The organism is Streptomyces lothianensis, assembly GCF_047779955.1.
In the GTDB taxonomy this organism is placed as follows: domain Bacteria; phylum Actinomycetota; class Actinomycetes; order Streptomycetales; family Streptomycetaceae; genus Streptomyces.
In genome coordinates this window covers 1-7,302 of record NZ_JBLMKT010000033.1, presented here as the reverse complement: position 1 = coordinate 7,302, position 7,302 = coordinate 1, and the positions used below count along the sequence as shown (strand labels likewise).

General features: G+C 73.5%; 7 protein-coding genes. 3 read left to right on the top strand and 4 right to left on the bottom strand.

The genetic code is table 11. The features are described from left to right. Positions 1–75 precede the first annotated feature (75 nt). The 3 genes from ACLF6P_RS11210 to ACLF6P_RS11200 all read right to left on the bottom strand — a co-directional run bounded on the left by ACLF6P_RS11210 (position 76) and on the right by ACLF6P_RS11200 (position 3,166). Positions 76–1,236 carry a S1C family serine protease gene (locus ACLF6P_RS11210; protein ID WP_415949875.1) on the bottom strand — a complete coding sequence of 387 codons (1,161 nt, stop codon included), beginning with the start codon at positions 1,234–1,236 and terminating at the stop codon, positions 76–78. An 85-nt stretch (positions 1,237–1,321) separates the two neighbouring features. Then, positions 1,322–2,353 (bottom strand): LacI family DNA-binding transcriptional regulator, encoded by a 1,032-nt coding sequence (locus ACLF6P_RS11205; RefSeq protein WP_415949874.1) that lies wholly within the window; start codon positions 2,351–2,353, stop codon positions 1,322–1,324. A 24-nt stretch (positions 2,354–2,377) separates the two neighbouring features. Then, positions 2,378–3,166, bottom strand: coding sequence for a response regulator transcription factor (locus ACLF6P_RS11200; protein WP_415949873.1), 789 nt, complete (start codon positions 3,164–3,166; stop codon positions 2,378–2,380). Between the two features lie 226 nt (positions 3,167–3,392). On the opposite strand from ACLF6P_RS11200, the gene ACLF6P_RS11195 reads away from it, so the two are divergent. From ACLF6P_RS11195 to ACLF6P_RS11185, 3 genes are all read left to right on the top strand, one after another. Continuing rightward, the gene (locus tag ACLF6P_RS11195; RefSeq protein ID WP_415949872.1) at positions 3,393–4,241 is read left to right on the top strand and encodes an alpha/beta hydrolase; all 849 of its coding nucleotides are present in this window, start codon (positions 3,393–3,395) and stop codon (positions 4,239–4,241) included. 184 nt (positions 4,242–4,425) lie between these two features. After that, positions 4,426–4,680, top strand: coding sequence for a MoaD/ThiS family protein (locus ACLF6P_RS11190; protein ID WP_415949870.1), 255 nt, complete (start codon positions 4,426–4,428; stop codon positions 4,678–4,680). Positions 4,681–4,690: 10 nt separating this feature from the next. Continuing rightward, a complete protein-coding gene (locus ACLF6P_RS11185) occupies positions 4,691–6,097 on the top strand; it encodes a hypothetical protein (RefSeq protein WP_415949869.1) in 1,407 nt (468 codons plus the stop codon). Positions 6,098–6,220: 123 nt separating this feature from the next. Here the strand turns inward: ACLF6P_RS11185 and ACLF6P_RS11180 are convergent, their stop codons facing one another. Continuing rightward, the gene (locus ACLF6P_RS11180) at positions 6,221–7,135 is read right to left on the bottom strand and encodes a phosphatidylinositol-specific phospholipase C (RefSeq protein WP_415949867.1); all 915 of its coding nucleotides are present in this window, start codon (positions 7,133–7,135) and stop codon (positions 6,221–6,223) included. Between the last annotated feature and the right edge of the window lie 167 nt (positions 7,136–7,302).

The window sequence follows — 7,302 nt, the reverse complement described above, 5'->3', positions numbered from 1 at the left end:
TGCCGCTGTGCCCACCCGTGCCGCCCTGCGGCACGACTGCCCACAGCTGGGTGGGCGGGTGGGGGTGCTGGGGCGTCAGTTCATCGCGCCGCCGCGGAGTGTGTCGAGGTCGGCCTTCACGTCGTTGACCGGGATCGCGAAGCCGAGGCCGACGCTGCCCGAGTTGGAACCGGAGGTGGAGCTGGGCGAGAACATGGCCGAATTGATGCCGATGATCTCCCCGTTCATGTCGATCAGCGCGCCGCCCGAGTTGCCGGGGTTGAGCGAGGCGTCGGTCTGCAGGGCCTTGTACGTGGTCGTGGACGAGCCCGTGTCGCCGTTGAACTGCTGCCCGTCGAACTCGAACGGCCACGGCGCCTCGCCGCGCCCCTGCGGTGCCTGCTGCTGCTCGGTGGAGACGGTCACGTCGCGGTCGAGGGCCGAGATGATGCCGCTGGTGACGGTGCCGGTGAGGCCCTCGGGAGAGCCGATCGCGACGACCTGGTCGCCGACGCCCACCTGGTCGGAATCGCCGAGGGTGGCGGCCTTCAGGCCCGAGGCGTTCTCCAGCTCGATGAGCGCCAGGTCCTTCTTGCTGTCGGTGCCGACGACCTTCGCGTCGTAGGTCCTGCCGTCGCTGGTCGTCACCTGGATGCGGTCCGCGCCCGCGATGACGTGGTTGTTGGTGATGATCTCGCCGTCGGACGTGATGATCACGCCGGAGCCGGTGGCGGTGCCGCTGCCGGTGGCTGCCTTGATCTCGACGATGCTGGGGCTGACGGCGTTGGCCACGCCCGCGATGGTGCCCTTGCTGCCGGCGGCGGCGTTGGTGCCGTTGACGGTGGTGGGGGTGGTGGTGCCGGAGCCGAACAGTTCCTGGGCGGCGTAGGCGGTGCCGCCGCCGACGGCCGCGGCGACCAGGGCGACGGCGGCGAGCAGGGCGACCGGGCCGCGGGCCCGCTTCCTGGGGGCGGGCGCGGGGGCGGGGTGCGCGGCGGGCTCGTGGCCGAAGACCGCCCAGCCGCCGTTCCCGCCTTCGCCCCCGCCTTCGCCTCCGGCGGCGGGCAGCGGCTCGGCGTGCTGCCGCTCGGCGTGCTGCGGGGCAACCGAGGTGGGATGCGGAGCCGAAGGGGCGTGCTGCGCGGCAGCCGAGGTGGGCCGCGGCGCCCAGGGGGCGTGCTGCGGGGGCGGGGGGTACGCGCCGTACGACGGGGGTGTGGGCTGCTGGGGGCCGCTCTGGCGGTAGCTCTCGGTCATGCGTCCCAGGGTTTCCGGGGAGTATGAGAGCTTCCTGAGGGTGCGCTGAGAAGGCGGGCAGAACCCGGTGCCGGACCGCGTCGGCCTACAGCCCCGTACACCCGCACGACCGGCGGACGACCAGCCGTGCCGGGAACTGGCGCAGGCGGTCGTTGCGGGTGCCGGTGATGCGGAGGGCGTCGTCGAGGACCAGGTCGACCGCCGCGCGGGCCATCGCCGAGCGGTCGGAGGCGACCGTGGTCAGGGGCGGGTCCGTCAGGGCCGCCTCCTTGACGTCGTCGAAGCCGACGACCGCGAGTCGGCCGGGCACGTCGATCCGCAGTTCACGGGCCGCGCGCAGCACGCCGATCGCCTGGTCGTCCGTGGCGCAGACCAGCGCCGGGGGCCGGTCGGGCCCGGCGAGCAGCGTCAGGGCGACCTCGTAGGCGTCGTAGCGGTTGAACGGGGCCTGGAAGAGCCGTCCCTCGATCGGGATCCCGGCCTCCTCCATGGCCCGCCGCCAGCCTTCGACGTGGTCGGTGACCGGGTCGCCGACGGCCGGGGTCTCCTCGGTGCCGCCGAGGCAGGCCACGTACGGATGGCCGTGGTCGACGAGGAGGTGGCGGGTGGCGAGCTGGGCGCCGCCGACGTCGTCGGTGACGACGGCGACGTCGTCGATGGCATCGGGCCGCCGGTGCAGCAGCACCACGCGCGCGTCCCACGCGTCGATCTCGGTGGCGGCGCGTTCGCTCGGGCCCTGGCTGACCAGGATCAGGCCGGAGACCCGCATCCCGAGGAACGCCCGCAGATAGTGCACCTCGCGCTCGTCGAGGTAGTCGGAATTTCCGACGAGAACCATTTGTCCGCGTTCGGCGGCCGCCTGTTCGACGGCATGCGCCATCTCCGCGAAGAACGGCTGCCGGGCGTCCGGCACGATCATGCCTATGAGGTCCGTGCGGCGGGACGCCATCGCCTGCGCCACCCGGTCCGGGCGGTAGCCCAGCTCCTTGATGGCGGCGAGTACCCGCTCGCGCGTGGCCGGGGCGACCGGCCGGGGTCCGTTGTTGATGACGTAGCTCACGACCGCGGTCGAAGTCCCCGCCAGTCGCGCCACATCGTCCCGCGTCACCTTGGCCACGCGCGGAAGTCTACGCGGGAAGAGTCACCTCTGGGCAGGGCGTACGGCCGGTTCCGAACGTCCGCGGGAGGGCGTTCCGGGCGTCTCGGGCGCTTTCTCCCGGCCCCCCTTGCCCTTCACCTGTTCGGGTGAACGCTCACTCTTCTCCGGCACGACGAAGCGATAACCGACATTCCGTACGGTACCGATGAGCGCCTCGTGCTCGGGCCCCAGCTTCGCCCGCAGCCGCCGTACGTGGACGTCGACCGTCCGCGTACCGCCGAAGTAGTCGTAGCCCCAGACCTCCTGGAGCAGCTGGGCCCGCGTGAACACCCGGCCCGGGTGCTGGGCGAGATATTTGAGCAGCTCGAACTCCTTGAAGGTGAGGTCGAGGACCCGTCCCTTGAGCTTGGCGCTGTACGTCGCCTCGTCCACCGAGAGATCACCGTTGCGGATCTCCATCGGGGAATCGTCGCCGGTGAGGCTCTGGCGGCCCATGGCGAGCCGGATCCGCGCCTCGACCTCGGCCGGTCCCGCGGTGTCGAGGAGCACGTCGTCCACGCCCCAGTCCGCGGTGACGGCCGCGAGACCGCCCTCCGTGACCACGAGGAGCAGCGGGCAGCCGGGCCCGGTGGACCGCAGGAGCTGGCACAGGCTGCGGACCTGCGGCAGATCGCGACGGCCGTCGATGAGGATCACGTCGGCGCCCGGGGTGTCGACGAGGGCCGGACCCTCGGCGGGGGCGACCCGCACGTTGTGGAGCAGCAGTCCGAGGGCGGGCAGCACCTCCGTCGACGGCTGGAGGGCGTTGGTGAGCAGCAGCAGAGAACTCATCGCCGCTCACCCGCCCCGGTCGTACGACGGCCCGGACGGCCCGGATGGTGGTGTTCGCTTCGCTCGCCCATAACGTCTGGTTCCTCCTCGGTCCCTGCGAGGACGTTTACGGCACTGCTGTTCTGCGCCGTGCAGGGTTCAGGACCTTGTCCTCCTGAACCCCTGAAAGCACAAAAGGACCCGGGGGCGTCGCTGCCCGGATCCTCTGCCCAGGAGAATAGCCCACATGAGTTCACCTCAGGGAGACCCGACGGCGCGTTCTTCTGTGCTACCGGTCACGCGAACGGTCACCCGCGGGAGGCGCCGCACCACGCTGCGTACCGAGGACGGGGTCGCCATCGAGGCGGCGTACGAGCCCTGCGCGCGGGGTCCGCAGGCCGCCGACGGCCTGGCGATCGTGCTCGCACACGGCTTCTCGGGCGGGCTGCTCAAGCCGCACGTACGGCGGGTGGCGGAGGCGTTCACGCAGTTCGGGGCCGTGATCACGTTCTCGTTCCGCGGGCACGGGCGCTCCGGCGGGCGCTCCACGGTCGGGGACCGTGAGGTGCTCGACCTGGCGGCGGCCGTCGAGTGGGCGCGCTCGCTCGGGTACGGGCGGGTGGTCACCGTCGGCTTCTCGATGGGCGGCTCGGTGGTGCTGCGGCAGGGCGCGCTGCACGGGGGGCGCGCGGAAGCACGGCCCGACGCGGTGGTCGCCGTGAGCGCCCCCGCGCGCTGGTACTACCGGGGGACGCCGTCGATGCGGCGGCTGCACTGGGTGGTCACGCGGCGTACGGGCCGGATCGTCGGCCGCCACGTCCTCGGCACCCGGATCCACCCCGAGGAGTGGGACCCGGTCCCGCTGTCCCCCGCCGAGTCGGTGCCGCTCCTCGCCCCGGCGCCTGTGCTGGTCGTCCACGGCGACCGCGACCCGTACTTCCCGCTCGACCACCCGCGGATGCTCGCCTCGGCCGCGCCGGGGGTCGAGCTGTGGGTGGAGCGGGGGATGGGGCATGCGGAGCACGCGGCGGGGGCGGAACTGCTCGCGCGGATCGGCAGCTGGGCCACCGACCGCACCACGCCGGGCCCTGCCTGACCCGCGGGACGGGCGCAGCCCCCCCTGCCTGCCCCCGGGGGGACGGGCCCAGGCCCCTCGCCTGCCCCGGAGGGCGGGGGCAGGCCCACGCCTGCCCCCTCCGCGGAACAGCGGAACGGGCGCACCCGGCGGAGCACCCCGGGCGTACCGGCATCATGGATGCAGTCGAAAGGAGGCCGATCGCATGGCCACCGGCACCATCCGCTACTGGGCCGCAGCGAAGTCAGCCGCCGGCCTCGCAGAGGAGCCCTACGAGGCGGAGACCCTCGCGCAGGCGCTGGACGCGGCCCGCGTCCGGCACCCCGGCGAGCTCGTCCGCGTACTGCAGCGCTGCTCGTTCCTGGTCGACGGCGACCCCGTCGGCACCCGCGCGCATGAGACCGTACGCCTTGCCGAGGGCGGCACGGTCGAGGTGCTCCCGCCGTTCGCAGGAGGGTGACCCGCACACGATGAGCGACCAGCACGAGCAGTACGAGCCGTACGGTCAGCAGCCCGGCCCGCAGCAGTGGACGGCTGGCGGCTACGACGAGGGGCCGCAGACCCAGGTCTGGCAGGGGCGGACCTGGGAGACCGGGGCGCAGCCGCAGGCACCGGGCGCCGCCGAGGACACCGCGTATCTGCCGCCGCAGAACGCACAGAGCGCACCGGCCCCGCAGCACTACGGCCCGAACCCGGGCCCGCTCCCCGCGGAGGTACCGGCCCCACACCAGCCGTACGCCCAGGACGCCGCCCGCCACGCCGCATACCCGCAGCAGGGCACCGACCCGTACGCGGGCCGCTACACCGCCGCTCCCGAGGCGGGGCAGTACGCCACCCCGGAGACGAACCAGTACGCCGCCGCCTCCGGGACGGGCCCGCACGCCACCCCCGAGGCGGCTCAGTACCCATCCCCGCAGGCCACCACCCCGTACGACGACCGCGCGGCCGACGCCTACGCGTACAGCGCCGCGCCCCAGCAGACGTTCCCGCCGGCCTCCGCCGGACCGGGTTCCGCTGGACCGGGCCCCTCCGACCCGGCGTCGGCCGAACCGGCCCCTGCCGGACCCGCGCCCACCGGCGGGCCCTCCTACGGCCCCGCCACGACCGTCGGCAACACTCGGATCACCGACGCCCAGCGGGCCCGCGCCGAGGGCCGTTCGCCCATCATCGCGCCGGGTATCCAGCCCGCCGGGATCACGGCCGGTATCGGTGTGCTGCTCGCCGTCGGCGCGGCTCTCAACGACTACGCGCTGCTCGTGCCGCTCCTTGTGCTGCAGGGCCTGAGCGCGGCCGGCTGGTTCCGGCTCAACGGGATGTGGCCCGCGCGCCAGGGCATCGCGCTCGCGTTCGCGGGCGCCCTCGCCGCGGACGTCGTGCTGCTCGCGGTGGGCCGCGAGCACGCGCCCGCCGCGCTCATCGGCACCCTCGGCGTCTGGGTGCTGCTCACGCTCGTCCTCCAGCTGCGTTCGCACGCGAGCCCGGACGAGCGGATGTACGGGCTGATGGCCACGGTGGCCGCCGCGGCGCTCGCGATTCTCGCCGGCGGCTTCCTCGGGGCTTCCACGGACGCCGTCGTCGTGGGTGCGCTCGCGGTCGCCGCCGCGAGCCTCGCGCGTGCACTGCCGCTGCCCGAGACCGGTTCGGTCGTGGTCTCACTGCTCACGGCGGCGGGAGCGGGCATCGCCGCCGGCGGACTCACCGGTCTGGGCTCGGGCGGGGCGCTGCTCGGCCTCGGCGCCGGGGTCAGCGCCCTGATCGGCCTGCGCGTGGCCGGCTACGACTACCCCTCGCGCTTCGTCCACATGACGGCGGGCGTCGCCCTCCCACTCGCGGCCTCCGCGCCACTCGTGTACCTGCTGGGGCGGGCGGTCGTCTGAAGGGCGGGTGTGCGGGCCGCGGGGTGCGAACCCCGCAGCCCGCACACCAGGGGCTGGGCCCGCCCGGCCCCTGGGCCTGCCCCCGCCCCGGCCCGGCCTCGCCCCGACGCTCCCTGGCCCTGCCTACGGATTGTGGGCGAGCACCGCGCCGATGAGCCCGCTCGTCGCGTCCGGGTAGTCCATCGGGACGATGCCGAGGCCGGTCCAGCCGGAGGCCTCGCCGCTGTTCAGGAAGTCCCTGGTCTGCGGGTTGAGGCGGTACGCGTTCCACTCGGGCGGCAGGCCCGCCGCCGTACTGACGAAGTTGATGTACTGGCGGCCCGGTTCGGCGGCGGCCCGGCGGAAGTGGTCGCGGACCTGCGGCCACTTGCCGAAGGGCTCGGCGTTGTAGTCGTCCTGGATCGCGAAGAGGGACGAGTCACCCCAGCGGATCCCGCCCGGCAGTCCGCCGTTGTCGGCCATGAGGACCACCTTGCCGCGCGCGGTACCGAGATCGGGCCAGCGGTCGCCGATGTGGAGGAGCGGGCGCCAGCCCCGGTTGTCGAGGTAGTCGTCGAAGACGACGCGGAACTCGGTGTCGCTCACCTCCGAGTACTCCTGTTTGACCCGCATCAGGACCGTCTCCGAGGGGTGCGCGGCGAGGAAGTCACGGCAGGCGATGAGGACGTCGCCGAACATCATGTGCTGGAAGAAGGCGCCGTGGTGGATCGCGAACGAGCCGCCGGTCACCCGGCAGCGGATGTCCAGGAAGCGTATGCCGGCGGCCAGTTGCTGCGCGATGGTCCAGTTCTGGCACTCGGTCCAGAGGCCGCCGTGGCGGGCGCCCGAGTCGTGCGTGCCGGGGATGGTGAGCCGGGTCAGCGGCGTAGTGTCGCCCTGGCCCGCCATCCAGTCGGCAGGGGTGAGCGCGGCGCGGCGCCCCGGCTTCGCGGATGCGGGCGCGATCCCCGCGTACGAGAGAAGTCCCGCGGCAGAGACGGCCGCCGCGCCCCTGAGAACGCTCCGTCGGTCCATGTCCATGTCCATGTCCATGTCCATGGGGTCAGGGAAGCGGATGTGGCGGCCGGAAGATAGTGCGCCAAGTGACTTGCAAGTGCTGGCTGTTGGTGCTGTGCGGGTGGGGTTGCGGCAAGCGGGTGCCGCAGGCGGAGGTGCCGCAGGCGGAGGTGCCGCAGGCGGAGGTGCCGCAGGCGGAGGTGCCGCAG

Excerpts from the sequence above, each read along its gene's own strand:
- ACLF6P_RS11180 (WP_415949867.1), bottom strand. The coding sequence starts at position 7,135 with ATGGACATGGACATGGACATGGACATGGACCGACGGAGCGTTCTCAGG.
- ACLF6P_RS11185 (WP_415949869.1), top strand. The coding sequence starts at position 4,691 with ATGAGCGACCAGCACGAGCAGTACGAGCCGTACGGTCAGCAGCCCGGC.
- ACLF6P_RS11190 (WP_415949870.1), top strand. The coding sequence starts at position 4,426 with ATGGCCACCGGCACCATCCGCTACTGGGCCGCAGCGAAGTCAGCCGCC.
- ACLF6P_RS11195 (WP_415949872.1), top strand. The coding sequence starts at position 3,393 with ATGAGTTCACCTCAGGGAGACCCGACGGCGCGTTCTTCTGTGCTACCG.
- ACLF6P_RS11200 (WP_415949873.1), bottom strand. The coding sequence starts at position 3,166 with ATGAGTTCTCTGCTGCTGCTCACCAACGCCCTCCAGCCGTCGACGGAG.
- ACLF6P_RS11210 (WP_415949875.1), bottom strand. The coding sequence starts at position 1,236 with ATGACCGAGAGCTACCGCCAGAGCGGCCCCCAGCAGCCCACACCCCCG.